This window comes from Pseudomonas sp. P4_B3, from assembly GCF_056402295.1.
In genome coordinates this window covers 52,870-79,296 of record NZ_JBFUHR010000015.1, presented here as the reverse complement: position 1 = coordinate 79,296, position 26,427 = coordinate 52,870, and the positions used below count along the sequence as shown (strand labels likewise).

Annotated in this window: 20 protein-coding genes and 2 pseudogenes; 9 read left to right on the top strand and 13 right to left on the bottom strand. The window is 54.4% G+C overall.

Annotated elements, in window-relative coordinates:
• Positions 1 to 54: 54 nt before the first annotated feature.
• Entirely contained in the window at positions 55 to 1,236 is a 1,182-nt protein-coding gene (locus AC1DWG_RS18645) for a MalY/PatB family protein (RefSeq protein WP_477788160.1), read from the bottom strand.
• A 367-nt stretch (positions 1,237 to 1,603) separates the two neighbouring features.
• Between AC1DWG_RS18645 and pdxR the strand changes: the two genes are divergently transcribed.
• Positions 1,604 to 3,082 (top strand): MocR-like pyridoxine biosynthesis transcription factor PdxR, encoded by a 1,479-nt coding sequence (gene pdxR / locus AC1DWG_RS18640; RefSeq protein ID WP_477788159.1) that lies wholly within the window; start codon positions 1,604 to 1,606, stop codon positions 3,080 to 3,082.
• Between the two features lie 100 nt (positions 3,083 to 3,182).
• On the opposite strand, the gene AC1DWG_RS18635 is transcribed toward pdxR, so the two are convergent.
• Positions 3,183 to 4,208 carry a YeiH family protein gene (locus tag AC1DWG_RS18635; protein ID WP_477788158.1) on the bottom strand — a complete coding sequence of 342 codons (1,026 nt, stop codon included), beginning with the start codon at positions 4,206 to 4,208 and terminating at the stop codon, positions 3,183 to 3,185.
• A 92-nt stretch (positions 4,209 to 4,300) separates the two neighbouring features.
• Here AC1DWG_RS18635 and AC1DWG_RS18630 point away from each other — a divergent pair, with 92 nt between their 5' ends.
• Entirely contained in the window at positions 4,301 to 5,179 is an 879-nt protein-coding gene (locus AC1DWG_RS18630; protein WP_477788157.1) for a LysR family transcriptional regulator, read from the top strand.
• A gap of 298 nt (positions 5,180 to 5,477) precedes the next feature.
• Here the strand turns inward: AC1DWG_RS18630 and AC1DWG_RS18625 are convergent, their stop codons facing one another.
• The 3 genes from AC1DWG_RS18625 to AC1DWG_RS18615 form a co-directional block, all read right to left on the bottom strand.
• Positions 5,478 to 5,843 (bottom strand): histone-like nucleoid-structuring protein, MvaT/MvaU family, encoded by a 366-nt coding sequence (locus tag AC1DWG_RS18625; RefSeq protein ID WP_477788156.1) that lies wholly within the window; start codon positions 5,841 to 5,843, stop codon positions 5,478 to 5,480.
• A gap of 139 nt (positions 5,844 to 5,982) precedes the next feature.
• Positions 5,983 to 12,618, bottom strand: a complete 6,636-nt coding sequence (locus AC1DWG_RS18620; RefSeq protein WP_477788155.1) for a DUF3320 domain-containing protein — start codon at positions 12,616 to 12,618, stop codon at positions 5,983 to 5,985.
• Between the two features lie 167 nt (positions 12,619 to 12,785).
• Complete coding sequence (locus tag AC1DWG_RS18615) at positions 12,786 to 13,790, bottom strand: hypothetical protein (protein WP_477788154.1); 1,005 nt, start codon at positions 13,788 to 13,790, stop codon at positions 12,786 to 12,788.
• Positions 13,791 to 14,120: 330 nt separating this feature from the next.
• Here AC1DWG_RS18615 and AC1DWG_RS18610 point away from each other — a divergent pair, with 330 nt between their 5' ends.
• The gene (locus AC1DWG_RS18610; RefSeq protein ID WP_477788153.1) at positions 14,121 to 14,768 is read left to right on the top strand and encodes a hypothetical protein; all 648 of its coding nucleotides are present in this window, start codon (positions 14,121 to 14,123) and stop codon (positions 14,766 to 14,768) included.
• Positions 14,769 to 14,870: 102 nt separating this feature from the next.
• On the opposite strand, the pseudogene AC1DWG_RS18605 reads toward AC1DWG_RS18610, so the two are convergent.
• Positions 14,871 to 15,182: pseudogene (locus AC1DWG_RS18605) on the bottom strand (DUF4113 domain-containing protein); the annotation flags it as partial.
• A 95-nt stretch (positions 15,183 to 15,277) separates the two neighbouring features.
• On the opposite strand from AC1DWG_RS18605, the gene tnpA reads away from it, so the two are divergent.
• The 5 genes and pseudogenes from tnpA (at position 15,278) to AC1DWG_RS18580 (ending at position 18,561) form a co-directional block, all read left to right on the top strand.
• Positions 15,278 to 15,595, top strand: a complete 318-nt coding sequence (tnpA, locus tag AC1DWG_RS18600) for an IS66-like element accessory protein TnpA (protein WP_477788152.1) — start codon at positions 15,278 to 15,280, stop codon at positions 15,593 to 15,595.
• Positions 15,592 to 15,855 carry an IS66 family insertion sequence element accessory protein TnpB gene (gene tnpB, locus AC1DWG_RS18595; protein WP_477788151.1) on the top strand — a complete coding sequence of 88 codons (264 nt, stop codon included), beginning with the start codon at positions 15,592 to 15,594 and terminating at the stop codon, positions 15,853 to 15,855. The genes tnpA and tnpB overlap by 4 nt, the downstream gene beginning before the upstream one ends.
• Positions 15,755 to 16,108, top strand: a pseudogene (locus tag AC1DWG_RS18590) (IS66 family transposase); the annotation flags it as partial. The gene tnpB and the pseudogene AC1DWG_RS18590, both read left to right, overlap by 101 nt.
• Positions 16,109 to 16,223: 115 nt before the next feature.
• Positions 16,224 to 16,604: a hypothetical protein gene (locus AC1DWG_RS18585; RefSeq protein WP_477788150.1), complete on the top strand. Its 381-nt coding sequence runs from the start codon at positions 16,224 to 16,226 to the stop codon at positions 16,602 to 16,604.
• Between the two features lie 607 nt (positions 16,605 to 17,211).
• Positions 17,212 to 18,561 carry a hypothetical protein gene (locus AC1DWG_RS18580; RefSeq protein WP_477788149.1) on the top strand — a complete coding sequence of 450 codons (1,350 nt, stop codon included), beginning with the start codon at positions 17,212 to 17,214 and terminating at the stop codon, positions 18,559 to 18,561.
• A gap of 403 nt (positions 18,562 to 18,964) precedes the next feature.
• Here AC1DWG_RS18580 and AC1DWG_RS18575 read toward each other — a convergent pair whose 3' ends face one another.
• Genes AC1DWG_RS18575 through AC1DWG_RS18565 form a run of 3 tightly spaced genes read right to left on the bottom strand, consistent with a single transcriptional unit; the run spans position 18,965 to position 20,207 of the window.
• Positions 18,965 to 19,147 (bottom strand): hypothetical protein, encoded by a 183-nt coding sequence (locus tag AC1DWG_RS18575; protein ID WP_477788148.1) that lies wholly within the window; start codon positions 19,145 to 19,147, stop codon positions 18,965 to 18,967.
• 26 nt (positions 19,148 to 19,173) lie between these two features.
• Positions 19,174 to 19,803, bottom strand: coding sequence for a LysE family translocator (locus AC1DWG_RS18570; protein WP_477788147.1), 630 nt, complete (start codon positions 19,801 to 19,803; stop codon positions 19,174 to 19,176).
• Positions 19,797 to 20,207: a VOC family protein gene (locus tag AC1DWG_RS18565; protein WP_150658083.1), complete on the bottom strand. Its 411-nt coding sequence runs from the start codon at positions 20,205 to 20,207 to the stop codon at positions 19,797 to 19,799. Before AC1DWG_RS18565 ends, AC1DWG_RS18570 begins: the two co-directional genes overlap by 7 nt.
• 128 nt (positions 20,208 to 20,335) lie before the next feature.
• Here AC1DWG_RS18565 and AC1DWG_RS18560 point away from each other — a divergent pair, with 128 nt between their 5' ends.
• Positions 20,336 to 21,658 carry an aminotransferase-like domain-containing protein gene (locus AC1DWG_RS18560; protein WP_477788146.1) on the top strand — a complete coding sequence of 441 codons (1,323 nt, stop codon included), beginning with the start codon at positions 20,336 to 20,338 and terminating at the stop codon, positions 21,656 to 21,658.
• Between the two features lie 514 nt (positions 21,659 to 22,172).
• Here AC1DWG_RS18560 and AC1DWG_RS18555 read toward each other — a convergent pair.
• The 4 genes from AC1DWG_RS18555 to AC1DWG_RS18540 are packed head-to-tail and all read right to left on the bottom strand — an operon-like array spanning position 22,173 to position 25,708.
• Entirely contained in the window at positions 22,173 to 22,844 is a 672-nt protein-coding gene (locus AC1DWG_RS18555; RefSeq protein ID WP_477788145.1) for a methionine ABC transporter permease, read from the bottom strand.
• Complete coding sequence (locus AC1DWG_RS18550; protein WP_477788144.1) at positions 22,841 to 23,821, bottom strand: methionine ABC transporter ATP-binding protein; 981 nt, start codon at positions 23,819 to 23,821, stop codon at positions 22,841 to 22,843. Before AC1DWG_RS18550 ends, AC1DWG_RS18555 begins: the two co-directional genes overlap by 4 nt.
• Positions 23,818 to 24,642: a MetQ/NlpA family ABC transporter substrate-binding protein gene (locus AC1DWG_RS18545; protein ID WP_477788143.1), complete on the bottom strand. Its 825-nt coding sequence runs from the start codon at positions 24,640 to 24,642 to the stop codon at positions 23,818 to 23,820. Before AC1DWG_RS18545 ends, AC1DWG_RS18550 begins: the two co-directional genes overlap by 4 nt.
• A 28-nt stretch (positions 24,643 to 24,670) precedes the next feature.
• Positions 24,671 to 25,708, bottom strand: a complete 1,038-nt coding sequence (locus tag AC1DWG_RS18540) for an isopenicillin N synthase family dioxygenase (protein WP_477788142.1) — start codon at positions 25,706 to 25,708, stop codon at positions 24,671 to 24,673.
• Positions 25,709 to 26,427 lie beyond the last annotated feature (719 nt).

Here is a 26,427-nt window from a genome sequence, read left to right as displayed (position 1 = left end):
TTAACCACAGACATTAAGCGTACAACAATACATCTTCAGTAACGCTACCAGCTTTTAAATGACACACCTCATTCTGGAGACAGCATTAATCAGAGTCGCTCTAGTACAACCAAGATTGACTCGCATAAAACCCTCTCCGCCCGCTCCAAACTTCACGCCGCTGTCAAACCAGACCCCGGCCTCGTGCAGCATAAACTCATACAGTTCTTTATCTGCCATCTTCAAGCCACGACAATCGAGCCATGCCAGGTACAGCGCATCTGAATTAAACAACTTCAAGACTGGCATATGCTTTTGTATTTCAGCGTTAAAGTACTGGTGATTGCCTTCAATATAGTCCAGCAAGCTTTCCAACCAAGGAGCACCGTGCCGATAAGCAGCTTCGCATGCGATCATCCCCAGCGTGTTGACGCCGTGATTACCATTAGCGTCCAACTCATGGGACAGCCTTTCACGCAATAGCGGATTAGGTACAAATATATTAGAGACCTGCAAACCTGCTAGATTGAACGTTTTACTTGGCGCCGTGCAGGTAATGCTGTTCTGAGCAAATTTTTCGCCTAAGCTGGCAAAGGGAATATGTTTTTTTTGGCGATTGAAAACCAGATCCTGATGAATTTCATCAGACACCACCAACACCTTGTGGCGTATGCAAATTTCCCCCATTGTCCGTAATTCATCCTCAGTCCAGACTTTACCGACCGGATTGTGTGGGTGGCATAAAATGAAAAGTTTCGGTGCATGTTCTTTGATTACAGCCTCAAAGACTTCTGGATCAAACAGGTACTCACTGCCGTTTTCCATCAGGGGTGCATTTACAACGACCCGCCCTGTTGTACGTGGCGTTTTGTGAAAACGGCCATATACGGGCATCTGCATCAATACGCCATCACCTTCGGCCGTGAAGGCGCGGATAATTTGTGATAGGGCTGCCACAACGCCAGCCGTTTGCAAAACCCAAGCCGGGTCTACCGTCCAGTTAAATCGATTTTGCTGCCAATTAATGACGGACTCTGTGTACGCTTTGCTGACGCAAGAGTAGCCAAATACACCATGGCTTACCGCGTCTGCGAGGGCTTCCAGAACAACAGGGGGGGCTCGAAAATCCATATCGGCCACCCACATCGGAATGGGCGCCGTTCGAGCCGACGAGCTCGCAAGATCCAATCCTGGATAGCACCACTTTTCCGAACTGGTTTCGCTTCTGTCTACGGTGACATCAAAATCAAATTTCATATTTTCATCCGAAGAAAAAAATTAGCGATACTCTCTTTACCCATCGAACTGTCATACCGGAGCGTGCCCTGCCCCCTGAGCGCAACTCATGTCACCGTTGCTTCAGCTCATTGAACAGCAATAAATGCCCCCAACGTAGCACCACTTCCGAGAAATCAAGGGGAACCAATTTCAGGCAGGAGGCCACCAATTGGTTCCCCCATAAACTCCTCCTCTACGATTGGCTCATGATGCTTGGCACTACCAGCGCGCAGGCTCTGCTGTGCTACTCGGAGAGCGGCAGTCTGGTGAAATACATCGATATTGGAAGGTCAGCAGGGGCTATACTGAAGCGTCTCTCGCCCCAATCCAGATCCGGGTGTAACTATTGAAATCAATCGTCAGTGAGTTGTTGTTGCTTCGGATGAGTGCGCCTTCAGATGAAGCAACGTACAAAAGGCTGTACCGCCATTTTCGAGCAGCCATTCTTGATGGGAGTATTGCGCTTGGCCAACGGCTTCCAGCCTCACGAGACCTTGCCAGCGAACTAGGCATTGCTCGCAATACTGTAGTGAGTGTTTATAATCAACTTCACGCTGAAGGCTATACACAGAGCAAACAAGGCAGTGGAACCTTTGTCTGTGACCACGTACCGGATGCCTATCCACAAAGTATTTCAAGAAAGCCACAGATTAATCATGAATTACTCCGTACCCTGTTATCAGATCGTGGCAATCGGATAATTCAAGCCGCCCCCACCTCTCCATCAGCCTGGGGCGCATTCATGCCCGGGGTGCCCGATGTCACACTATTTCCTTATCAAAAATTTGCTCGGGGGCTCACCAGAAAGCCCTCCCCTGAGATGCTCGCCTACTCCCACGGCGGTGGCTTGCCAATGTTGCAGGAAGCACTAGCAAACCACCTGAAGATAGTACGCTCGGTACAGTGCGAAGCCGACCAAATCGTTATTACGGAGGGTATACATCAAGCAATAGATCTGACTGTTCGCTTACTTGGAGCCCACCAGGACAATGCGTGGATCGAGGATCCAGGCTACTGGGGAGCGCGCTCCGTATTCATCGCCAATGGCATCAACACAATACCCATCCCGGTCGACCACGAAGGTATGTGCCTGCCTCCAGCCATTGAGGCACCCATCCCGCGCTTTATTTTTGTCACGCCGTCTCATCAATACCCATTAGGTTCTGTAATGTCCCTGGAGCGCAGACTCAAGCTGATTGCGCTGGCACGGGAATGGGGTAGTTGGATTATTGAAGACGATTATGACAGTGAGTTTAGATTTTCAGAGCGCCCCATTCCTGCGCTACAAGGTTTGGAGCAAGATGCGCCTGTCATTTACATGGGAACCTTTAGCAAGACTATGTTCCCCAGCCTGCGCCTTAGTTATATGGTTTTGCCAAAAACACTGGCTCAGGCCTTTAAAACAGCTCACACCTCGCTTTACCGCGAAGGACATATAGTCACTCAATCCGCCGTCGCTCAATTTATTATGGATGGCGACTATGCTTCACATGTCCTTCGGATGCGAAAAACCTATTCTCAGCGCCGCGAAATGCTGGCCTCACTTGTTCAGAGGCGACTGGGCCAGGAATGGCTAACACCCGAAGCAGATAATGCGGGGCTGCATTTGACTCTCAGCCTACCGGAAAACGCGAGCGATACAAAAATTGTAGAGCTTGCACGAGCCAGAGGAATTCTAACTCGCCCACTGTCTCAGTATTACAGCCAAAACAGCCTTACTATGAAACAAGGGCTCCTGCTGGGTTACGCCTGCGTTCCCGAGGAAAAAATCGTCGACAAATTTGAGACTCTATTAAAGAGCATCGTGGCTGGCCTTAAGGAATAAGTGTGGTATTCAGCACAAACTCAAACTGTTTGTAGTTACCACAAAGCCAGCGTGATTCGCTGGCTCGCCTTATGGGAGAGAGATTGCGGCATAACCTCACTCAAACAAAGCTCAGCACACCTCCCAGTACAACCAATTGAACAGTCAGCACGAATGCCAGAATCAGTGGCTTGAGCCCCGCCTTACGCAGGTCGATAAGCCGTGTACTGAAACCAAGGGCACCCATGGCAGCGGCCAGCAGCAAATCATCCAGGCCAATCATCAGCTGATGTACCGACTCAGGTATTGGTAGCCAGGAGTTAATCAGCATGCAGACGATGAAGCCGATTACGAAAGTCGGCACTTTCACTGGTGCTGCCTTCTGACCAGGTGTGGAGCAGCGATTGATCCAAAGCCCTAGGCCGACTAAGAACGGCGCCAGCAACAGCACTCGAATCAGCTTGGCGACGATGGCCGCTTCAGCGGCCTGCGGATCCATGGCCTGACCAGCGGCGACGACCTGGGCCACTTCGTGCAAAGTCGCGCCGGTGAAAATGCCAAAACTGTGGCTAGACCCGAACAAGCTCGGCAATACGCTGAATACCCAGGGATAAATCAACATGCCCAAGGTGCCGAATAGCACCACGCAGGCTACCCCGATGGCCACCTGATCGTTGCGAGCCTTGACCACACCTGCACTAGCGAGAATCGCAGCTGCACCGCAAATAGCATGTCCGGCGCCGATCAGTACAGCGGTTTCCCGCTCCATTCGCAGAACTTTTATGCCAAACCAGATCGCCAGGCTGATCGTCGATAGGATCAAAAGCGCATCGGTGACGAATGCCTGCACGCCTAAGGCTTGCACTTGGTGAATGGTCAGGCGTAAGCCATAGAGTGCAACACCCAGACGCAAGACCGGTTGTTTGCAGAATTGCACGCCGCCAGCAGCAGCCCGGTGCACTCGTTCCGGAGCGAGATTACCTACCACCAGGCCCAGAAGCATCGCCAGGGTCAGTGTGCCGAGCCCGGTGCCGTGTAAAACCGGAGAAGCCGATAACCATTGCGCTAGACCAGCCAGCAGGAAACTACCGGTGACGCCGATAAGCAGGTTGAAGGGCATTCGATTTGAACGGCTCAGAGCTAGCATGACGAAACCTCGTTTGTGGTCAGCCAAGCTTGCAACCTGATATAACTTAAACGAAGCTGTATATTCTTATTGGTAATATCAGGAATTCTGATATGCAATGCCACATCACCCTGCGCCAACTGGCAACCTTCATTGCCATCGTCGAACTCGGCAGCGTAACCCGGGCGAGCAACCACATCAGCCTCAGCCAGGCAGCGACCAGCATGTCCTTGAAAGACCTGGAGCATCAACTCGGTACCCGGCTGTTCGATCGGCACGGCAAGCGCCTGATGCTCAATGAACATGGCCGGCGGTTCTACCCGCACGCCAAAGCAACACTTGAAGGAGCCCAAGAAGCGGAAACGCTCTTCCAGCAGCGACTCACTTGTCACCTGCGCATCGGTGCTAGCACCACTATCGGCGGGTATCTATTGCCAGAACGGTTAGCAGCATTTCTCGCGGCCGAGCCCGAGAGCCGTCTGGAACTGAAGGTAGAAAATACCGAAAGAATTGTTCAGTCGCTTTGTGACTTCAGCGTGGACGTCGGTTTTGTCGAGGGGCCGGTACAGCACCCGGATATCGATGTACGTCCCTGGCGAGAGGATGAGTTGGTCTTGATCGCCGCCCCCGGACATCCGCTTGCACACAAGCCACACCCCAGTGCTGAAGAGCTGGCCAGTGCGCGCTGGATCCTGCGCGAACAGGGCTCTGGTACTCGACGCATGCTTGAGCACTTGATAGGCCCATGGCTCGGCAGTCCGCGACAACTGCTGGAAATATCCGATGCAAATGCCATCAAAAGCTGCGTGATCGCGGGCGCTGGCATCACCTGTGTATCGCGCATCATGGTGCGTAACGAACTCGCCCAAGGCCTGTTGTGCATCCTCCCCTCTCCCAACGGCTCGCTTAAACGCAAACTGTACCGGGTCATCCACAAAGACAAACAGCCAACCCGTGGTCTCGGGCGATTTCTGGATTACTGCGAAACCTAGGACTGAACCCGGTAAGCCGCACAAGATTGAGCACAAGGCCAACGCAACATCTGAGGGCATCGTCGCCTGAACCATCCGTAGCGAAAATGCGAGAATTTATGGCTCTGCAATAATTATTACGGGGCCATAATTTTGAATAATTCACTATGTACTAAATGGCGCTGGTCAGCTGACATGTGATTCGGGCTACCGGCGATTGAGCATCCAAAGTTGATTAAAACGCATCGTAAAGCCATTGCAGGCGTAGTTAAAAAACAAAAAAGGGCCATCACGGGCCCCTTTGGTACTCAAACCAAAATCACTTGGTCAGCCAGGACTCGACGGTGTCTGAGCCGTACTGCGCTTTCCACTCTTTCAGCGTCTTGTGGTTGCCGCCTTTGGTTTCTACCACTTCGCCGGTATGAGGATTTTTGTAGACCTTCACCTGGCGTGGTTTACGTGAGCTGGCTTTAGATTCGGTGGCTGGAGCACGACGACGGGATTGCGGATCAAGCAGGTTGATCACGTCTTTCAGGCTATAGCTGTACTCACTCAGCAATGCACGCAGCTTGGTTTCAAATTCTATTTCTTTCTTGAGGCCAGCATCATCTTTCAGAGCTTCGAGAGCTTGGAGCTGTTCGGCAAGGTTTTTTTCGAGTTGACGAAATTCTGCGAGCTTGGACATGTAAAACCTCCATGTGATCTGGGTTAGCAAGAGAAAAGAGATGTAAAAAAATCTACTCTTTCATCGCTAATACGTTTTAACAGTATCTTATAAAATCCCGGTATCAGCTACTTTGCGACACCGGGGTCGCTGCGATTTATTAGTTATCTCGAACCAAAAGGGTTGTTTTTTCGAGCCTCAGCCGGCTGGATGCAGTCAACTTCTGAAGTCCCAGCTCTCTTGCCATGGCATGGAGTAATGCCTCCCCTGCTTTGCCCTTGGCACGAAGCTCCCGGGCGAGTGCGGCCAATTCATCACCACAAACTTCATCAACCGGACGGATACTCGCCTCATCTCCTGGACGCCGACAGACAATGGCAGAAGAGTCACCAATATGGCTTGGCCAGTAGAACTCCCCCACGTCATCTATCGTCGTACGGTGAGTACTCTTCGCCATCGATGACACCCTTTCTCGGATCTTGGATCCGGTGCGCACCCAGCCATGGGCTCTCGCGACTCGCCGAGCAAGAATCACATCGAGAATAGGCCCTTCCTCATTGATCACATGAGCAATGAGTGCGCTTAATACACCTGAATAGCTGGGTTCAAAAAACGCATCTGGATCCACTCCCTGAATGCTGGAGGCGGGATCACATTCTCGGTAGTAAACGACTTCAGTTGGGGAGTACTGCGATGGGGTAGCACTCACAGTTTGAGGTAGCGAAGCAGCTGCCGCGTAGTGCTGTTTCATTGGAGCTGCACTTTCGTCACTGGCGCTCTCGACAATCATCGATTCAGTAACTGAACTTGTGACCTCCTCGATCACCTCTATTACTTCCACCACAGCGGCATCCGCTAACAAACGGGCAGCCTCTTCTCGCGCTTCTTGCTCAACCCGTTGAGCACGGCTTAAAGCAAGCAAAGCGGTCAGGCGTTCATGGATGAGATCAGCGGTGCCAACGGCGTTGATCCACCAATCCGTAGACCAGATGCGAAGAATCTCCCATCCAAGACCACGTAATACGTGCTCACGCAGTTTGTCTCTATCTCGCGCGGTGGCGCTGCGATGGTAGGTCGCCCCATCACACTCTACACCGGCAAGATAACGACCTGGCGCATCAGGGTCGACCACGCCCAAATCAATTCTGAATGCTGAAACGCCGACTTGAGTATGCACCTGCCATCCACGGCTAGTGAGTGCACGGGAAACGGCTTCCTCGAAAGGGCTATCGAAGCCGCCAACGCTACCGGTGACAGCTTCAGCCAACGCGCGAGGCCCTCGCTGGGCAAACTCGAGGAAGTGCTTCAGGTCACGTACGCCGATCGCTTGGGTTCGCGTTAGATCTATTTGCTCAGGTTGCAAGCTAGCGAAAACACATAGCTCGTGCCGGGCACGCGTAATTGCGACGTTTAATCGACGCTCGCCACCAGGGCGGTTAATAGGGCCGAAATTCATTGCCAAGGCGCCTGTTGCATCACGGCCATAGGTGGTCGAGAAGTAGATGATGTCTCGCTCATCCCCCTGAACGCTCTCAAGGTTCTTCACGAACAGAGGCTCAAGCTCGGTGTCCGCAAAATAAGCTTCAAGCGAAGGCTCGTTACGACGCGCTTCGTCCAACAAATCCTCAATGAGCTTTTGTTGCTCGCCGTTGAAGGTCACCACCCCAATGGTCAACTTACTTTCCCGGAAACCTGGCGAGCGCAGGCGAGCAACCACATCAGTGACGACTGCACGCGCTTCGATCAGGTTAGTCCTCGACCCGCCCTTGGAATAAACGCCTGCGATCTCGTGCAGTTTGACGGCACGATCATTCGTCACAGGTGATGGGAACGTCACGAGTTTAGACTCGTAATAGCGTTGGTTTGAGAAGGCAATCAAGCTTTCATGGCGACTGCGGTAGTGCCAATTAAGATGACGAGTCGGAAGGTTCGCACTGATACATTCATCAAGAATGCTCTCAAGATCAGCCTCAACGTCTTCATCATCCGCCGTTGATTCCGCCCGATCAAAGAAGGATGTCGGAGGCAGCTGTTTGGGGTCGCCCACCATTACGACTTGCTTACCGCGTGCCATGGCTCCGACAGCATCCCAGACGGGAATTTGCGAAGCTTCATCGAAGATCACGAGGTCAAAGGCACTTGCACCAGGCGTGAGGTATTGAGCAATGGATAGCGGGCTCATCAGCATGCATGGCGTCAGTTTCGTCAGTGCATCAGGGATCTTGGACATCAACTCCCGAAGCGGCAAATGACGAGTCTTCTTACCCATTTCGTACCGCAGTACGCCCCACTCTGAAGAACGAGTAACGGTCTCCGGATTGGGTAGGTCTGCACAAAGGCGAGCTCGCAGCCAGTCCCGGGTCAACGCAGTGAAGCGATCATCCAGGGCTCTGAAATCTCGAATTCGCTGCTCATGTTCAACACTGACAAAACCACGAATGACTGGTTCGTTGTCGACGACTGCGTTCAGCCACCACCGCGCATAATTGGTTTCAAAAGATAGACGGACTTCGCCAGGGTTTACGAGATTCTCCTCCATCGCCTGAACCAGACTTGAAAGACCGGCGCCGATCGCCTCCTCGCGCACCTTGCGCCATGCGCACCAAGCACGAACACCAGGTTCAGATCGAACGATGGCCTCACAGTGATGCAGTAGCGCATCAAGCGTCAGTTGCTGAATGTCCGCTTGCCCTGATTCTGAGAAGCGCCCTGCTGTCGCCAGAACATCCGCACGTTGACGGAGCGACTCAAAGCACTGACGCAATTCAGAACCTGATTGGCAAACCACACCCTCTGGTTCAAGCAGTGCATTGGCGTCGCCGAGCAGTACCTGTATTGCACTGCGATAAGCAGATACGAGCTCAGGCGTTGTGCCGAGCTGCGCTAGTGCGGACGCTAGATTGCCTTGGAACGCGACCGCGTCCGAGACCTTGTCTACTTTGGTTTTAAGACCCGCCCATAGCCCCGAGGTAACAGCACTCAGATCATCAAATTCTGAAAGCGCTTTTTCAACGAGATGTCGTTGCTGGAGCACTGCCAAATCTGCCTGCATGGCCTTTCCGCAGTGGCCGGCTGCCACTGCGGCATGATCACTCTCAAGTCCACCGTGCTCGATCACTGGGCGACGCTCGGTTTGAAAAGCGATAGCAGCGAACAACGATTCAGAGTCGGTGTTAAGCCCAGCCCACAATCCCTCTGTGAGGTCGCCCAGGTGAAGGGGGGCAAGCTCCTGGTCAAGCAAGACAGTGGAGCGCATATGGGAGAGGTCTGATTTCAACTGCTCACCGCAATGCCCTTCAGCGACCACATCAAACCCGGTATCTGTCCAAGGCTCGTCCGACGCTAGACACAACATTGCCTGGCGCAGTTGAATGGCCGCCTTAAGATGCTGCGCAACCGATAGTGCACCTCTCCAGATTTGAGCGCAGTGATCACCCACCTCCAACGCGTCGAGTTTATCGCGCAGGTCACGGATCTGAATCCAGGCGCGCAGGTCTTTGGCCACATCAGGCTCTGCATCACCAGAGACGGCTGTTGAGAGAATCTTTGTGACTTTGCGTGTCCCCAACAGGGACTTGGGCCAGAACGACTGCTCTGCGCTTTGCCAATCCCCGAGTAACTCACGCACATCAAGTGTTTCGATGAAATCGGTGTAGGTCACAGAGAGCTCCTGCGTGACCTCAGCGATGCACTCAAGCATTTCTATTGCTTGGCTCAATGTCTCAAACGTCTGCACTGGCCATGCGGGACTGAGCTGCGACATCAAAGCCCTACGCCTAGCCAAAAGACTGAGGCCTTTTTCAGCAGCATTAACCGTCGAGATGGCCCACACCGGTGAGAGTTGTTGGCAGAGTGCACGATGCTTCTCTACAAGTGTGCTGCTTTCAGTCAGTCGCTGCGCAATCATGCGACCGTCTGGGCGCAGTACGAACCGCCAATCATGTCCCGCCGCTAACGGCAATGTCGACGAGAGGAGCGAAAGTCCGTTGCAAACTGAAGGAACTAGACTCGCGAGGGGTAAACTCGTAGCAGCACTGAACTTCTCCGCGGCCCGAATTGCAGCTTGCGCGGCAGGCAGTACTTCTCGCGCAGCTTGAATCAGTTGTTGCTGCCATGAAGGCGACCACTCTCCCTGACCAACCAGGCTCAGTGGATGACTCGATAGCGCACCATATCCAATGGCCTGTGCATTCACTTCCAGACGATCAGACAACTCCCGCAAGGCAGCCATATCCTCCCGCGTGTGAGCATGTGGCGATGACCATGACATGCTCATTGGCGTGATGGCTGCGCCGCCGCAAACAACGCCAATCGCATGGTAGATGCTGTACCCATTTGTATATCGCTGGTGCAGCCGCTCTACGTAAGTGTTCAAGCCCTCACGTAACGCTTGAAGACGATCAGCTTCGGCATGCCATGTCGCCGAATCCACAACTCCCTTCGCATCCCAGGCCGACTGCAGCTGAGCCAGGACATCGGTTTTGCGCGCTTTGCTGGAATGGACTTCCAGACAGAACTCACCCAGGCCAACTTCACGTAGACGCCGGTAAACGACATCCAACGCTGCGATTTTTTCAGAGACAAAAAGCACGCGTCGGCCTTGTGCCACCGATTGTGCGATGAGGTTGGCAATGGTCTGGCTTTTCCCGGTTCCGGGTGGGCCAATCAAAACGAAGTCTTTTCCTTTCGACGCCGCCATCACAGCGGATAGCTGCGAGGAGTCAGACGGCAACGGACAGAACACTTCTCGGGGGTTGAAGTCGACGTCCAGACGTCGATCCTCAGGAAAGGTAATGTCGGATGGGAAGGCATCTCGCGGAGTATCCAACAGGTGCCGAACGACCGGGCTTTCGCGGAGTGCCTCGGCATTCTCAGCGAGGTCTTTCCACATCAAGTATTTTGCAAAGGAGAACATGGACAGGACGACGTCTTCCACGACTTCCCAGCCTGCGATGTCCTTGACCGCACGACCTACTGCTTTCCAGATAGCATCAATATCCAGGCCCGAGTCATCCCGAGGAAGCTCTGTTTCAAGTGACCCAAGATTCAATTCGAAATCTTGGCGAAGCATCTCGATGAGCGTCGGGTTGAACCTGGGTTCGTCGTCATGCAGCACCATCGAAAAGCCGGAACGCGCGCTTTTGCGCTCAAGCGTCACAGGGATCAGGACAAGCGGTGCCCGGTACTTCTGCCCGCCTTTGTCCGCTCGCTCCCAGCTGAGAAAACCCAGGGCAAGGTAAAGGGTGTTGGAGCCCCCTTCCTGCAAGGCGGTACGTGCCCCACGATAGAGTTCGATCAGCCGTGCTTCCATTTCAGTGCTGGAAAGGCCGACAAACACCTCATACCGTTTCAAGGCATCCAGGGCGTGGAGACGACGAACATCTTCTCGCTCACGTAATTCGTACAGCGCCTGGTCACGTGGATCGGCCCCATCCATCAGATCGGGACGTGTCAGCAATTTCAGCTTCTTACCGCCGGCCAGGATATCTTCCAACGCCGCAGGATCAGGTGACTCCAACTTCAGCGACTTTTTCCCAGCCTTAAAGTTGAGCAAATTATTGCGAAGCGATAAGTCCAGTAGCTTACGTTGCCACCGTCCCAGACGATCTTTCGGATCGAGCAGACGTTCATCAATCTCGACCGTAACGGCCTCATCAGGCAGCGCCGGCGCAATACCAACCAACAGCTCTGAACCACCACTATGAGCATCGTCCGTCGGCAGCTTAGAAAGCTGCGCGTCGGCACTGGCCAGAGGTTTAATACGTTGCAAACGTGCTCTGCGCACATCCAGCAGCAGGTGAAAGTCTTCATCCTGCCCTTCAGCAATCAGTTGCTCGCCACGGTCAGTGGCATAAGTGAAGGACGGTACCGGGTGCTGGGTCGCAAAGGTCGTCTCGAACAACATCAATTCTTTGAGTTTTATACGTTTGCGCACGGCTGTGATGTCGTCGATGACAGTCGTGGAAAACTCTTCAGCTTTAAGCCAGAAGCCGGCAAAAGCGTGTCCCTTGGTGAACACCAGAACGGGGTTAAGACCTGCCTGCTCAATTGCGGCACAAAAGAACAATGCAAGATCGAAACACGTCGCCAGGCCATGTTCCGTAACGTGGCTTGGGCTACGCACCTTCTGGCCGGTTTGCTCAAAGCTCGCCGGTGGTAGTGCGTAATCCAGCTTCATACGTGCCACTGCAGCCCAGATGGCTGAAGTCAGCTCCCAGGCTCTTTTCGCTCCACCGGTGTATCCATCTAGGGCAGAGCTCTTTTCGCTTTGACGTAATACCTCAGCCGCCTGCTTGAGCAACCGCTCCACCGCAAGATCATTCGGTTGAACAAACGCCGCAGTCATATCCGGCAGATGAGAAAGGCCACCCCAGTGATTGCGAGGCAGCAACTCCAGTGCCAAATCCAGGCGAGCAATTTCGCCTCGACCATCTTCAGCAGAAGCATCCGATGCGGTTAACGTGTAAGTGAGAGTGGCGTTTTCCGCTTCAGTGAGGCGCCCGAGCAACACCCCATCCAGTACAAGGTCATGACCGGGGATGGGCATAAATGCATCCGGCATCAGCGCATCAATGCGCCAGGTCTTGGGTTTAAAAACCTCGGGATAGGCGGTCAGGGTCAATACCAAGTCGTTGTACTTGGTGGATGTTTCATTGACGACTCTCAGCTCCCTAATGACTGGAACTGCGTTTTGATAGTCTGCGAGATTTAGCTTTGCGACGACGGTACTGTGAATGCTTACAACTTTGACTGGCTCTACTTCAGGCTCAACCGTAATTTTTGCGGCCTCGTCCATGTGCTTCCCCTATCCTGCTAATGGTGGCGCACATGAACGCGGAGCGAGGTAAGTGGGCTCAACGCGGCAAGTAGACGCCAGAAATGACCACTATCTTATAACGGGATCCAGAGGCGAGTCCGCGGTATTTGCCCATGCAAAAGCGGATCACCAATACCGTCTATCTGTTAGGCGTTAGTAACGAACTGTCGAGCATCAAGCGCTTTAACAGGTTGGAAACCGGACGTCTTTTTAAAGGATGTGTTGTGCACGAAGTTTTTCATGGAATCGGAAGGATCGATCGAATCCATATTCAATGCTTCCAGGGTGTGCCTAGAGAGCGCTACGCTCAATATAGGTAACTCTTCTATATGCCCCGTAGCTGAGTTCAGCACATCGTCGACGGCCGTCACGATCACAAGGTCATCAGGGAGCATCGACAAAAGCTCGCGCCCTACCCTCAAAACACAGCTGCACACATAGTCCTGCAAAAGCTCATTGTACTTTCCAGCCGGCATCTTCTTCGTTGAAAGCTTTCCGCTCTGCAGCAAGGACTTGATCTCAGCTGGAATTACGCGAACACCATGAACGCCAAGGCTAGCCTCCACGAGGCCCGTTTCCCCTATTGAGAACTTGATCGATGTGCCGAGATGAGAAATGTCCGTGAATGGATCGACGAGCTTGATAGCTTCTAGCTTCGCCTTCCCTGTACCGCTCAGGACACCCTGCGCGATCGTGAGTTCCTGCTGCCAAGAATCATGCTCGACTCGCCATTTCGCGACAGCGGCCTCATGCTGTTTAACATCGTGTAGCCGCCCCGTCTCAATGGCGGCAGCCAAGTTTTTACGTTGGCGCGCTTCGAGCTTGAGCAACCTTGCGAAGAAACCAGGCTTATAGGTTTGCGCTTGAGCTTTAGCTTGCGCTTCACTCGTATCTGCGAATGCGGGCTTTACGGGTTCAGCCCTATCAACGAATGATTGCCAATCTATTTCCTCCCCACATTCTTTATGCACGGAGAGCAGGACATCAATTTTGTTTTCGTAGACTTCGACTTCGTAGGCTGCTTGCTCCAGCGCCTCCATCTTGGCGTACTCTTTCTGGCGTACCTGAAGTTCACGTTGCCTACGCTGGGCATTACGATCAGCTTTGCGCGAAGCTGCCTGCATCGAACGCAACGTTCCTTTCCAGCCCATATCTCATTCCTTCGAAGTATTGGCTGATCGGTTTCAGACCACGAACAGCCGAGGATGATGATGGCAGCTTAGCACCAAGACTCCATTTGGAAAGGCGATGAACTACCGCCGGCATGACATCAATAGGACTCCAGCGACGGATTTTTCAACGCAGATTTGAAGATCCAGCCACTAAATGCAAGCTTCCTTTAGGTAAGTGATGATTCCTGGCCCCATAAAACGGGATGGCTTTTTAAGGGCTCCATTCGCGAAAATCGCTTTCTCGGGATTGACCTATTCTTCTGCAAAGTTCGCTGGGTTTGCCAGACATAGACAATAAGGAAGTTCGCTATGAGCCTCCTCTTTCAAGGCCCTTATATTGATTATCTTCTGAGCCGCTCTCCGCTCCATTCAGCGGAGAATTTCGGGTACGGCTCTTCCACGATGCTATTTAGCAGCGAAGATCGGCTTTACCGTCTGACGCGACAAGGGTGCGGACATAATTTCGTGGCAATTGAGTCCGCTTTGGGGAACCCACATGTGCCTCGAGTGATAAAGGATTTCGGCCCCGTCGCTCCTTCGGACGAGGACAAAGAAGACTTCTACTGGCTAGCACAAGTGGAGTGGCTGCAAGATCTCGATCCGTCTGATGCGATGACCCGGAAGCTGGACGCCCTGCTCATCGAACTGACGGATGACGAACCCCAGTTATCTGGAGATGAGTTAGAGCAATTTGCTTACCGTTGCGTTGAGCTTGCCAATGAGGGATCTGAATTTAGTGGCCTGCTCAAGACACTCGCCACCATGGCAGCGTTCGCCTCAACGCATGAGGCTATGGCAGACATCAAGCTTGATAACATCATGCTGCGCCCAGGGACGAACGAACTGGTCTTGGCTGACCCCATTTGTGATACCTACTTTGAGATTGATGATGCACAACGGAAAAAAATGGAACAGATACGGGCATGCGTTCTCGATGAGATAGCTCCTCGGACATAACCCTAAACCTGATAGACGTGCATCTGGAATTTCGTTGAGCGTCTCCGAGGTTCGCTGTGACGCCTATTACCTCTTGGTATGCGCCACCTAAGCTGCCTGTGATTACTTGCAGTGCACCATCCAAAGCTGATCAACGCGCGTCGTAAAGCTCTGACTCATCATCTCCCGGCGCATCCCCCAATCGGGATCGGTTGGCACACTCGCAATACGCATCGTCCCCCTGCCCCACCTGCCATTGATGGCATCCAATACGCCCATTACCTTTTCGGTTGCAGACGATTGGGAGATCGCGAAGAGGTCTTCCGTGTACTCGCCTTTTTGGCAAAGGCTAACCAGAAGCACCTCGGCTTTGATGTACTTGAACCCTGGTCGAAACACTCGATCAACAGCTTCCGCCGCCGCCTTCGTCGTAAGCGTCCAGCCAACACACCTTCCGAACTCCAGCATTAAGGACGATGGTGTCCGCGTATTTTTAAGCGGACGCGATCGCCCTTAACGTCAGGATTTTCATGCGCCAACGAAACTCTTACCCGAAACCCTTCAAGGCCCAGGTTGTTCAGAAATGTCTGCGACCGGGCGCAACCCTATCCAGCGTTGCCATCAGCCACGGCATCAATGCCAACGTTATCCGCAAGTGGCTACCGCTTTATCGAGATCAGCTACCAGCGGCGTTGCCGGCTTTCGTTCCGTTGAAAGCTACGCCTAAACGGCAGGTGGAAGCGTTGGCGACCATTGAGTTGCCGCTTGGCGAGCAATTGATCACGGTGAAATGGCCAACGTCCGATCCTGAAGGCTGCGCCCGCTTTGTCCGTGGACTCACTCAATGATTCGCATCGACGCCATCTGGCTCGCCACCGAGCCCATGGACATGCGTGCCGGCGCTGAAACTGCGCTGGCCAGGGTGATTGCAGTGTTCGGTGCGGCGAAGCCGCACTGTGCTTATCTGTTCGCCAACCGCCGTGCCACTCGTATGAAAGTGCTGGTGCATGACCGCCCAGCGCGACATCGTGCACAACGGGTCGGCCATCAGCAAAGCCTTGGATTACAGCCTCAAACGCTGGATGGCACTGTCACGTTACCTCGATGACGGCGCTGTACCCATCGATAACAATTGGTGTGAGAACCAGATCCGGCCGTGGGCGCTGGGGCGCAAGAACTGGCTCTTTGCAGGATCGCTGCGCAGTGGCAAACGCGCTGCTGCGCTGATGAGCTTGATCCAGTCGGCCCGCAATAATGGGCATGACCCATATGCCTATCTCAAGGACGTGCTGACGCGGTTGCCGACGCAGCGGGCGAGTGAGATTGCAGAGCTGCTGCCGCATAGGTGGCAACCGGCTTAGGCGTGCAAGATGGGCTGCCTAGACGGCGCGCTCCTAGGCGAGCCATTGACTCCGAGAGTAGCTTTTGGCCATATATTCGGGGATGCCCTCGATTCCCTGCCCTTAAAGGAAACTCATGAAATCACTCTTGCTAATTCCGGCGCTGTTTTCGTTTGCAGTCTCGGCTGCTGAGACGCCACCGACGCAATCTGGCCCAAATCCCATGCAGTTTACAGGGCGAGTATTCACACTTGCAGCTGATGACCCGCTAAAACAAATCAAGCCTCCTGCCAAGATTGGATATAGCGCATTGGTTCTTGATGAGTCGATGACTGTTCGAACCGACATCGGCGTTATGGTCACTACGGATCGTGTGCAGTTCGCATTAGATGATGGAGATAGCTTGCCGAATGGGGCCAGAGTGAAGCTCGATTGTGGCTTCGTCATGGGGGCTGAGACTCAACACCACTTCGAGCCGCTGTTTTGTGGCCAAAGCAAATTGATCGTTTTACAGTAGTGGGTAGCTCTCCCCATCCCTCGGCCGACAGAGATGCCCCGGCCCCGGCCCTGACGTTGCCGGGTACGACTTGGCTCCCTGGGGATACTAGATTACCTTCGTGCAGGCTGCCCGTTACGCAGGCACTTGAGAAATCCGCCTGATGGGCCAGAAATGGTGTGCACCTAAATTAGGTGGACACCATGGCCTTCGGCGGTTGAGTCGGGAAGGTGTATTGGCCGGACGGATACGTCTAATCACGGCCGAAGGCTTTCATACAGCATCTTAGATTATGAAGACTAGACAGCTCGCTCTGTCACAATTTCTTCGCAGTTAAAAAATACGCATGAATGCTGCCAATGGCGGCATGGGAGCCGCTGCATTTTGGTTGTTTTAGAAATCTGGCTGGAAGCAAAATCTTAAGGCCGGCCAGGAGGTATCGAAGGCTGGGGTATAAGGGTTTTTTCGTTTTGTCGCCGGCAATAATGCAGTCGCTTCTTCGCGTGAGCGGCTACTTAACCGTATAGGGGTAAGCACTTCGAAACGGACTCAAAAGCAGCTTCAATTGACCGGCATATAGCCATCATCTAACCTGAAGTGTTGGGTTTAGTACCACTCAAGGATGACCATGATCAATTTCAAATGCGATGAGTGCAGCAAGCCGATTCAAGTCTCGAAGGAGATGGCCGGCATGCAAGGCAAATGTCCACATTGCGCATCGCCATTGATAGTGCCGGCCCCAATGGTTTTCGATATCGACGAGACGGATGCTCCGGATGGTAAGCCGATTTCCTGGACTGAAGGCTTGGCGACGGTCGTTGTTCCGGTGCAGCCGGCTTGCCCTAAACCTGTGCCATTGGCTGATAAGGCCAAGTCGTTCATTGGCACATTGCTCTACTGGGTCTTCGGTCTGATTTTCGCCTCATGGACGCTGACGGTCATCTTCCAGGCCCCGGTGGCTGCCATTCCACTCCTGATCGCGACCATTTTGTTGCTGCCACCGTTATGCAACATGCTCATGGCGAAGTTTCAGTTTGATCTCCAGCCCTCTGTTCGTGTGATCGGCGCCGTTGTGCTTGGGGTCGCAGGGATGCTCCTGTTCTCCAATCACGTGAGGAATGAAATCACCGCAGAAAGTAAGGCGGCGGAGACGGCAGCGGCTCAAAAGAAGGTCGAGCAGAAGAAGGTGGATACGGACTATTTGGTTGCAAACAAGCCAGCCATCACTACCCAGTTTCAGCAGTTGCTGGATGCGAAGAAGATCATTGAAGCCAGGAGTCTGCTGCAAAAGTACAAGGGCCTGGGTGATGCCGACGTGGATGCCATGTTCGCTAAAGTCGATGCAAAGGTTAAGGACATCGCCAGAGACGAGCAGACCGCCTCTCTAATGGCCAAGCTCGCGCAACTGGGAAAGAATGACTACGCCGGCCAGGAGACGACCTACAAGGCCCTGCTGGCGCTCTACCCAGGCAACAAGGAGTACACGGACAAGCTCACGGCGGCTTCCCAGGAGATCAAGAAGACAAATGAGTTTCAGCAGCGCAGGGTTTCCGGAGAGGCTTGGGATTATGAGACCACGCAAGATTCAATGAGCCAGAAGCCGGTCACGACAGCCTTCATTAGGTCGACCAACAGATTGTCGTTCGACTTCCCTTACGGCGGAGCGCAACAAGCCATGCTCCAACTGCGCAAGCACCCGCGTTGGGGTCAGGACGTGATTCTGCACATCCAAAAGGGCCAGTTCATCTGCAACTCCTACAACGGATGCAGTGTGTCGGTGCGCTTCGGGAACGGAAAACCTAAGCAATTCTCCGCAGGAGAGCCGAGCGACAACGACAGCACCTACGTTTTCATTCAGGGCTATAACAGCTTCGTCAGCGAACTGCGTAAGGTCGACAAGATTTATATCGAGGCTCAGTTTTACAAGGAAGGCAATCGCACGATGGAGTTTGCGGTAGATGGCTTGGACTGGAAGTAAGTATAAGAGCGGTATCCCTCCTCCAATTTGGAGTATGAGCTGCGGTCGGCCATCCAGCCGATCGGTAGCTGTAGAGCGGTTCCGCCAATACCAAACACCGAGATCAACAGAGTGGCGGCAGTCAGCGCGTATCCCGCCGATAGGCTATAGCCTGCAAGGAATGAAACCGACGAGGTTTCCGCATAACCGGCACTGAAACGATCCATGTGTCGCAGGCAATCCATCGCAGTATCAAGCCTATGCCCAGCATAAAGTTCAGGGCGAAGAGCATTGCCAGTTGACTCGTCAGTGTCATCCCGACCAATGCAACAACGGTTAACGCCGCACTGAGTACATTGGACTTCACAAGACCCAGGTTGGCCAGTAGACGCGGGACTATCTTGTAAAGCATTAGGATCGCGATTTATGAAGCACTGACGACAATCCCGATCCTTGCCGGCTCAACGCCTTGGCTCGCCAGCGACAGCGAAAGCAGCGGCGTGATCGTACCGATTTGCACGATCTGCGATAACGCCGAGAGCGTGTTGATCCTGGACAGCGCTAACCAGCGCTGCCTGTCAGTGTGCTTAATGTTAAGGCTTTGCATGGGCTCATCCCTGTCCGACTCAGAATTCATGCCGGCCGCGACGTGAACGCCAGGCGAACCGCAAGCAACACCAATACGAATGCCAGGCCCCGCGACGGCCACTTCGCGGACTCGCCTTTGTGGGACGCGTAACCCCGGATCATTCCCCCCACCAGGCCCAGCGAGACGTGGAAAAAGGTCGCGATCAGTGTCAACACCAGCCCCAGCGTCACGATTTGCTGTGCGACCGGAGAACTGCCCCGAACAACGAACTGCGGCAAAAACACCATGAAGAACAGCAGCGCTTTCGGGTTGAGCAAAGAGTTCAGCATCGCACGGATGAACACCGACATCAGCGAGGCCTGGATGGTGGAGTGTAGTGGAAGTCCGGCACGAACCCGTATGGCCTTCCAGGCCATCCAAAGCAAATAGAACGCACCGGCCCAGCGGATCAGGTCGAACGACGGTGGCCACTGCGCTATTGCGGCCGTGAGACCGGCTGCGGTGAGCGCGGTCAACACGAGGTCAGCTGCGCCAATTCCCAATGCAGCAACGACGCCGCCACGCCAGCCGTAGCTCGCGCCGTGCGCAATCACGAAGGCCATGTTGGGGCCGGGAGACATCAGCAACAGCCACACCGCCCCCGCAAACAGCAGTAGCGTCGATGGCTCTACCATGTGTGCTCCAGATCGCCGCGATAGACGATGTGAAGCTTGTTGCCATCAGGGTCTCGAAGGTAGGCGCCGTAGTAGCCCTCGCCATACCAGGGCCGCTCACCCGGAGTGCCTTCATCAGTACCTCCCTGCAGAATCCCCCCGGTGTAGGCCGCGCGTACGCTGTCGGGCGTTTCGGCATGAAACGCGAGCATGCTGCCATTGCCCGGCGTGGCCGCAAGGCCATCACGCGGCAAGTAGACATAGAACCTGGGCAGTGTGCGCGTCGGATGCACCCAGCAAGCCGAGGCGGGGCCTCCATCCGGGGTCACCACACGGCGGATCAGCCCGAGTGGCGCAAGCACGGCGTCATAAAAAGCCGATGCTCTTTCGAGGTCGGTGCATCCCACAGTAACGTGACTGAACATGTCTCAATCGATTCGACGCCACTGGAACGGTTGCGTCCTGCGCGCCAAGCTCGCCTCCTTGTTTTGTGAGGTAGTGGAGCCTACGCTCGCCACTTGATACACACAAAGAATTGTTCTAGGTACATTCAATGACGATGCCACGGTACAAAACCATTGCTGACCAGGTAGCGGATAACATTCGTAGCGGACGTTTACGCCCTGGAACCCAACTCCCGACGGTACGCACATTGATGAGCGAACATGGCATTGCGCTTGCGACAGCAGCTCGCGTTTACCGCACGTTGGAATCGATGGGCCTGGTGGTGGGTGAAATGGGGCGTGGCACCTTCGTGCGCGACACATCTCTTCCACGCGACCTCGGTCTGCAACCGGCATTCGAAGCGGGAATAATTGACCTGACCTTCAATAATCCAGCGGCTCCCGGGCAAGCAGAGTTGCTGAGGCAGGCACTGCGCAGCCTCGCATCGTCGGGCGATCTGGACGCCTTGTTGCGCAACGCCCCCCATGGCGGGCGTGCGCATGAACGAGAAGTCGCTGCGATACATCTTCGCAATCGAGGGATTCGAGTCCCCGGATCGCAGGTATTGATCGTCAATGGCGCGCAGCAAGGGCTGGCGCTCGCGATGATGGCGATACTCAAGCCGGGCGATGTACTCGCTGTCGACGCGCTCACCTACCCGGGCATTAAAGCGCTGGCCGTCGCCCATCRCATTGAGCTTCTGCCTATACCGTTGGCTGACGGCAAGACCAATCTCGATGCGCTCGCGGCAAGTTGCAAGCGGCGTCCCGTACGTGCGTTTTATGCGATGCCAACCCTACACAATCCGCTGGGATCGATCATGCCAGCCGCCGACCGTAAGCGTTTGGTAGCGCTGGCCGAGGAACACGATTTTGCGCTGATCGAGGACGGCGCCTATGCGTTTCTAGCTGAGCCGGCGCCGAAGCCGTTGTTCATGCTCGCACCGAATCGCACGATCTACGTTTCCGGCCTTTCCAAAAGCGTCGCCTCGGGCTTGCGAATCGGATTCATCGCAGCGCCTGTATCGCTCATCCCTGCGCTCGAGCAAGCCGTGCGAGCCTCCACATGGAGTTCGCCATCGATCACCGTCGAACTGGGGTGTCGCTGGATCGAAGAAGGCGTGGTGGATGACCTGGAAGAATTGAAGCGCAAAGACGCCGCGAATAGACAACGACTTGCCCGACGCATTTTCGGAGGCATCAACCTGATCGCGCATCCAAACGCCTACTTCCTGTGGCTACCATTGCCCGAAGACATGCGGGCCGAGAGCATTGCTGCTGCATTGCGGCGCGACAACATTTTGGTCACGACAGCAGAGCCGTTTTCTGCTGCATCCCATGCGCCTAATGCGCTGCGCGTGGCGCTGGGATCGGTGCCTGTTGAAACGCTTGAACTCGCCCTAAAAAAAGTGAGAGTTGCTTGCGGCTATTAGTTTGAGTTTTCATACCATCATGTTCTTTCGCCACGTAGGATTATTGCTACCGGCGTGCGCTAAGCTCTCGTTTACATCGCTGTGACAGATACTACCAATTTGGCTACCCCTTACTGATATGCCTCTACAGCTGTCCTCCTCCGTATCTGCGATAACGCCCACGGCCGGATCAAGTTCTCGATCTGGTTGTTGTCGGATGTTTGACATGGCGATTCCTCTCGTTTCTTGAAAGGATATCCACGCGTTAGGGGTACGAATAGACGGTATTTTCTTCCGGTCGATCGAAGGCTAGTAGAAACGCCTACGACACTCTCGCGCTCCATTTTCCGAGTGCGTTTGGCTCAACTTCGCAGATCAGCCATTAAAGAAAACCGCGATCTTGTTTCCGACTGGATCTCGAAGATATGCAACGTAGAAGTCGTCGATGTAAGCCTCTCGGATATTCCTGTCGTACTCTGCTCGCGAGTGAGGATTGGTCATGTCGCCCAGCTCCGCAACAGGATTCCGAAAAAAGTCATCGTCGATGAGCCAATGAACGCACCAGTCGATCACCAAGGCTTTGCACGCTCTGAACCAGAATCACCAGCACCACCACAGTCGCAACCATCACCTGGTTATTGAAACGCTGGTAACCGTAGCGAATCGCCAGGTCTCCGAGCCCACCGCCCCCAATGACCCCGGCCATGGATGAGAATCCGATCAACATCACCAGGGTCAAAGTAATGCCCGCAAGCAACGCTGGCAGTGCTTCGGGGAGCAGCACTTTTAAAATCACATGTCGAATATCACCGCCCATGGCGAGGATGGCTTCGATGCGGCCCTTATCGACTTCGTCCAGTGCGTTTTCGACAATTCGGGCAAAAAAAGGAAAGGCGCCTATCGTAATGGGCACCACGGCAGCAGTACTTCCCAACGTTGTGCCGACTACCAGCCGGGTCAGCGGAATCAACGCGATCAGCATCACCACGAACGGCAACGAGCGACCAAGATTGACCAGGCCGCCCAGGCCTTTGTTGAGTCTGTGCATCGGGTACAACCCACCGCGGCGGCTGATGAACAGCAACACACCAAGGGGCAAGCCGATCAGCAGGGTAAAAATACCCGCCAGCAGCACCATGTACAGGGTTTCACCGGTTGCGTTCAACACCAGTTGAACGACTTCGCTCCAATCGATATTCCGGTTCATGAACGCTCCACCCTGACGCCACGCCGCTTGAGAAAGTCCACCACCCGCGTCAGGTTCAGCTCATCACCGGGCTGCCGAAAAGCCATGCGTAAACGCCCTACTCTGCGCCCTCCAATAGACTCGACGCCACTGGCCAGCAGGTTCAATTCCACGCCCTGTTGTTGCACCAACTCCTTGAGCACCGGCGTGGCCAGCAGATTGTCGAAAAAGCTCAATTCCAGGGTTTGTGCATCCTTGCCCAAAGGCGCGCAGTAACCCGGCAGCAGTGAACGGCCCAGGCTGGAATCCGGGTTGCTCAACAGCTGCGCGATCGGCCCCGCCTCGACCAACCGGCCATGGGCCAGTGAAGCGGCGTGATCACATATGGACTTGACCACGTCCAGCTCATGGGTGATCAGCACGATGGTCAACCCCAGTTGCCGATTGATATCGCGCAGCAGTTCAAGAATCGAAGCCGTGGTTTCCGGGTCGAGGGCGCTGGTGGCTTCATCCGACAGCAGATAAGCCGGTCGCGCCGCCAACGCACGGGCAATGCCAACCCGTTGTTTCTGCCCACCGGACAACTGCGAAGGAAACGCCCGGGCTTTATCGCTCAAGCCCACCAGTTCCAGCAGCTCCCTGACCCGTGCATGGCGCCGCGTTTTATCGACACGCGCGATTTCCAGCGGCACCGCGATGTTGTCGAACACGTTGCGCGAATGCAGCAGGTTAAAGCCCTGGAAGATCATGCCGATGCGCTGGCGTTGTCGGCGCAATTCGAGGTCGGACAAGGCTGTCAGGTCTTCACCGTCCAGCAGAATTCGCCCGGAACTCGGTCGTTCGAGCAGATTGAGGCAACGCAGTAGCGTCGATTTCCCTGCGCCGCTGCGCCCCAGAATCCCGTAGATCGCGCCGTCGGAAATGCTCAGGGACACGTTGTCCAACGCAGGTGCCTGCCCTGGCGAGTAGGTTTTGCTCAACTGCTCGACGACAATCATGGCTTGCTGGCCACCACGGTTACCGGATCGACCGGAATGACCGAACCCGCAAAGGTGTCGGTAATGAACTTGGCCACTTCAGGTGACGTCAGGTCTTTGGCGAGCTGTTTGATCCGTGGGTCGTCCTGCAACTTTGGCGTGGTCACGAGGATATTGGCGTACGGGTTGCCTTCGGCCTTTTCCAAGCCCAACGCATCTGTGGCCGGAGCCAGACCGGCGTCCAGCGCGTAGTTGCCGTTGATCACCGCAAGATCCACATCCTCCAGTGCGCGAGGAATCTGCGGCGACTCGATTTCGAGGATTTTCAGCTGCTTCGGGTTTTCGGCGATGTCTTTGGGTGTTGCCTGGTCAGTGGCCGGGTCGTTGAAACCGGCCTTGAGCTTGATCAGGCCATTGTCCTGAAGCAAGTACAGCGCGCGACTCAGGTTAGTGACGTTATTCGGCACCGCCACCGTGCCTTTTAGTGGTACCTGGTCAAGACTTTTGTGTCGGCGGGAGTAGATCCCCAACGGTTCGATATGCACCGTTGCTGCCACCGCGAAATTTTCGCCGAGGGCCTGCTCCTGAGATTTCAGATACGGCAAGTGCTGGAAGTAGTTCGCGTCCACATCACCGTGCGCCAGCAGTTCATTGGAGTTCACGCCGTTGGGGATCTCTATCACCTTGATGTTCAACTGCGGGTCGATTTTTTGTATGTACGCCAGAATCTGCGCATGAGGCACCGGGTCTGCCGCCACGCGTAATGGTTCCAGTGCCAATGCGCTTAGAGACGCAACCAGCCCGCCCAGTACGGCCAGAGTCAATCCTGTTTTCTTGAACATGTTCGTAATCCTTGATCGAGTAAAAGGGTCAGGCGCTGAGTGCGTAGGGGATCAGTACGTCCCCGTAAAATCGCTGGGCAACATCGGGATGGGAACGCAGGCGACCTTTGAGGTAGTTCCAGCCCACGTCGCGAAACAGCGGATTGCCGGGATCGCTCGCCGGGCCCCGTGCTTTGCGCAACAGCGCCGTCGGCAAGGGGTAAAGCGGTACCACCGCGTCCAGTTGCGCACCGAGGAAAAAGGCGATCGACAAACGCTCGCTGCCCTCGGGCGGCGACAGCACGCGATGCACCGTGGCGCGCAGATAACCGTTGGTGGCCAGCTCCAGCAATTCGCCGATGTTCACCACCAGAGTGTTGTCCCGAGGCAGCGCATCGATCCAACGCCCCTCCTCTATTTCCACCTGTAAGCCGGCTTGATGATCCTGCAGCAGGAAGCTCAGGAAACCTGAATCCTTGTGCGCCCCCACGCCCTGATTGCTTTCATCTGGCGCCTGCCCCGGATACCGCATCAGCTTGATGTGCTCATTGGGCTTATCGCCGTACAACTGATCGAATGATTCTTGCGGCAGCGACAACGCCTGGGCGAAAGCCCGGAGCAAGCGCAGCGACATTCCGGTCATGGCCTGTTGCCAATCCAGCAACAATGGCTTGAGCGCCGGCAACGCGGCTGGCCATTGATTGGGGCCTTGCAGGCGTGCCCAGTAAGGGCTGCTTTCATCCAGCGATAATGTGTCCCTTTCTGCCCCCAGATCGAACTGCTCGCGCAAATCCGGTTTACCACGGGTGATCTCCGACGCCGCGCGGTTGTAACCGCGAAAATGTGGGGAATTGATCATGCCGACGGCAGTCTTCTCACTGTCCGGCAGCGCAAAGAACTGGCGGGCATGGCTCTGCACCTGTTTCAACAAATCGGCATCAATGCCATGGCCGGTCAGGTAGAAAAAACCCACATCCCGTGCCGCATGACGCAGGTCGTCAAGAAACCCCTGACGCTGTGCCGCAGTGCCATCGAGTAATGACAGATCAAGAGTCGGTAAGGAGGTGATACCTCGTGTGTGCGCCATGTTTCACTCCATGTCTGACTGAACCTAAAATCCTTGCTTGAAGCTAAACGATCTTAAAAAACAGTAATAAATATCTTTTTAGCATTAGCTTAGGTTCGCTTCACAGGCGCGGCGCAGGTTGTGTTTTGGACTGGAGGGTGGTGGCTCAGGGAGATTCATGAATGCGGGACGTGAAAATTTCTGCCCTCTCAAAGCAGCGTTCTGATCAGTCATCCTTTGAAGGGGCACGCTATTCGTCAAACGTAACGGAGTGCTTGTATCGACTTGATTACTTGGCTGGCGCTTGCGAACCAGCCGCACCTGACTCTATGAGCGTGTGCCAAAGGAAGGATTGAGCTGGCTCGACTGGCCATCCCTCTGACCCAATCAGCAACGGAAAGCTAAGTCTTTTGTTGCGAATACAAGCCTCATGCCGCTAGCTGCGTAAAGCTTTCGAGTGACTGCTCCAGCCCCTCTCTGTCGCTTGTCTCTTGTGCGTGTATTGGTCAACCGGATGCAAACGGTGGTCACCACGAACGCAAATGCCTGGTCAGTAGCAATGCAATTTGGTGGTCATGTGCGATGCAATTACACAGCAGAGTTCGCGGCGAAAACTTAATTGCAAAAAAAGAAAATATGATGCTGAAAATGGTTTGACGTTTCAGGCTTGTACGCTGCCGGTGTTATCCCTTGGTATGAAGCCAATGTTACTTCACCGATATTTGAGTGAATTTCATTGA

What these genes read in the sequence shown, in the direction of transcription:
- AC1DWG_RS18615 (WP_477788154.1), bottom strand. Translation starts at nt 13,790, where the DNA reads ATGGGCTGGAAAGGAACGTTGCGTTCGATGCAGGCAGCTTCGCGCAAA.
- AC1DWG_RS18645 (WP_477788160.1), bottom strand. Translation starts at nt 1,236, where the DNA reads ATGAAATTTGATTTTGATGTCACCGTAGACAGAAGCGAAACCAGTTCG.
- AC1DWG_RS18610 (WP_477788153.1), top strand. Translation starts at nt 14,121, where the DNA reads ATGAGCCTCCTCTTTCAAGGCCCTTATATTGATTATCTTCTGAGCCGC.
- AC1DWG_RS18635 (WP_477788158.1), bottom strand. Translation starts at nt 4,208, where the DNA reads ATGCTAGCTCTGAGCCGTTCAAATCGAATGCCCTTCAACCTGCTTATC.
- AC1DWG_RS18575 (WP_477788148.1), bottom strand. Translation starts at nt 19,147, where the DNA reads ATGCAAAGCCTTAACATTAAGCACACTGACAGGCAGCGCTGGTTAGCG.
- AC1DWG_RS18565 (WP_150658083.1), bottom strand. Translation starts at nt 20,207, where the DNA reads ATGTTCAGTCACGTTACTGTGGGATGCACCGACCTCGAAAGAGCATCG.
- AC1DWG_RS18570 (WP_477788147.1), bottom strand. Translation starts at nt 19,803, where the DNA reads ATGGTAGAGCCATCGACGCTACTGCTGTTTGCGGGGGCGGTGTGGCTG.
- tnpA (WP_477788152.1), top strand. Translation starts at nt 15,278, where the DNA reads ATGCGCCAACGAAACTCTTACCCGAAACCCTTCAAGGCCCAGGTTGTT.
- AC1DWG_RS18540 (WP_477788142.1), bottom strand. Translation starts at nt 25,708, where the DNA reads ATGGCGCACACACGAGGTATCACCTCCTTACCGACTCTTGATCTGTCA.
- AC1DWG_RS18580 (WP_477788149.1), top strand. Translation starts at nt 17,212, where the DNA reads ATGATCAATTTCAAATGCGATGAGTGCAGCAAGCCGATTCAAGTCTCG.
- AC1DWG_RS18550 (WP_477788144.1), bottom strand. Translation starts at nt 23,821, where the DNA reads ATGATTGTCGTCGAGCAGTTGAGCAAAACCTACTCGCCAGGGCAGGCA.
- AC1DWG_RS18620 (WP_477788155.1), bottom strand. Translation starts at nt 12,618, where the DNA reads ATGGACGAGGCCGCAAAAATTACGGTTGAGCCTGAAGTAGAGCCAGTC.
- tnpB (WP_477788151.1), top strand. Translation starts at nt 15,592, where the DNA reads ATGATTCGCATCGACGCCATCTGGCTCGCCACCGAGCCCATGGACATG.
- AC1DWG_RS18630 (WP_477788157.1), top strand. Translation starts at nt 4,301, where the DNA reads ATGCAATGCCACATCACCCTGCGCCAACTGGCAACCTTCATTGCCATC.
- AC1DWG_RS18555 (WP_477788145.1), bottom strand. Translation starts at nt 22,844, where the DNA reads ATGAACCGGAATATCGATTGGAGCGAAGTCGTTCAACTGGTGTTGAAC.
- AC1DWG_RS18585 (WP_477788150.1), top strand. Translation starts at nt 16,224, where the DNA reads ATGAAATCACTCTTGCTAATTCCGGCGCTGTTTTCGTTTGCAGTCTCG.
- AC1DWG_RS18625 (WP_477788156.1), bottom strand. Translation starts at nt 5,843, where the DNA reads ATGTCCAAGCTCGCAGAATTTCGTCAACTCGAAAAAAACCTTGCCGAA.
- AC1DWG_RS18545 (WP_477788143.1), bottom strand. Translation starts at nt 24,642, where the DNA reads ATGTTCAAGAAAACAGGATTGACTCTGGCCGTACTGGGCGGGCTGGTT.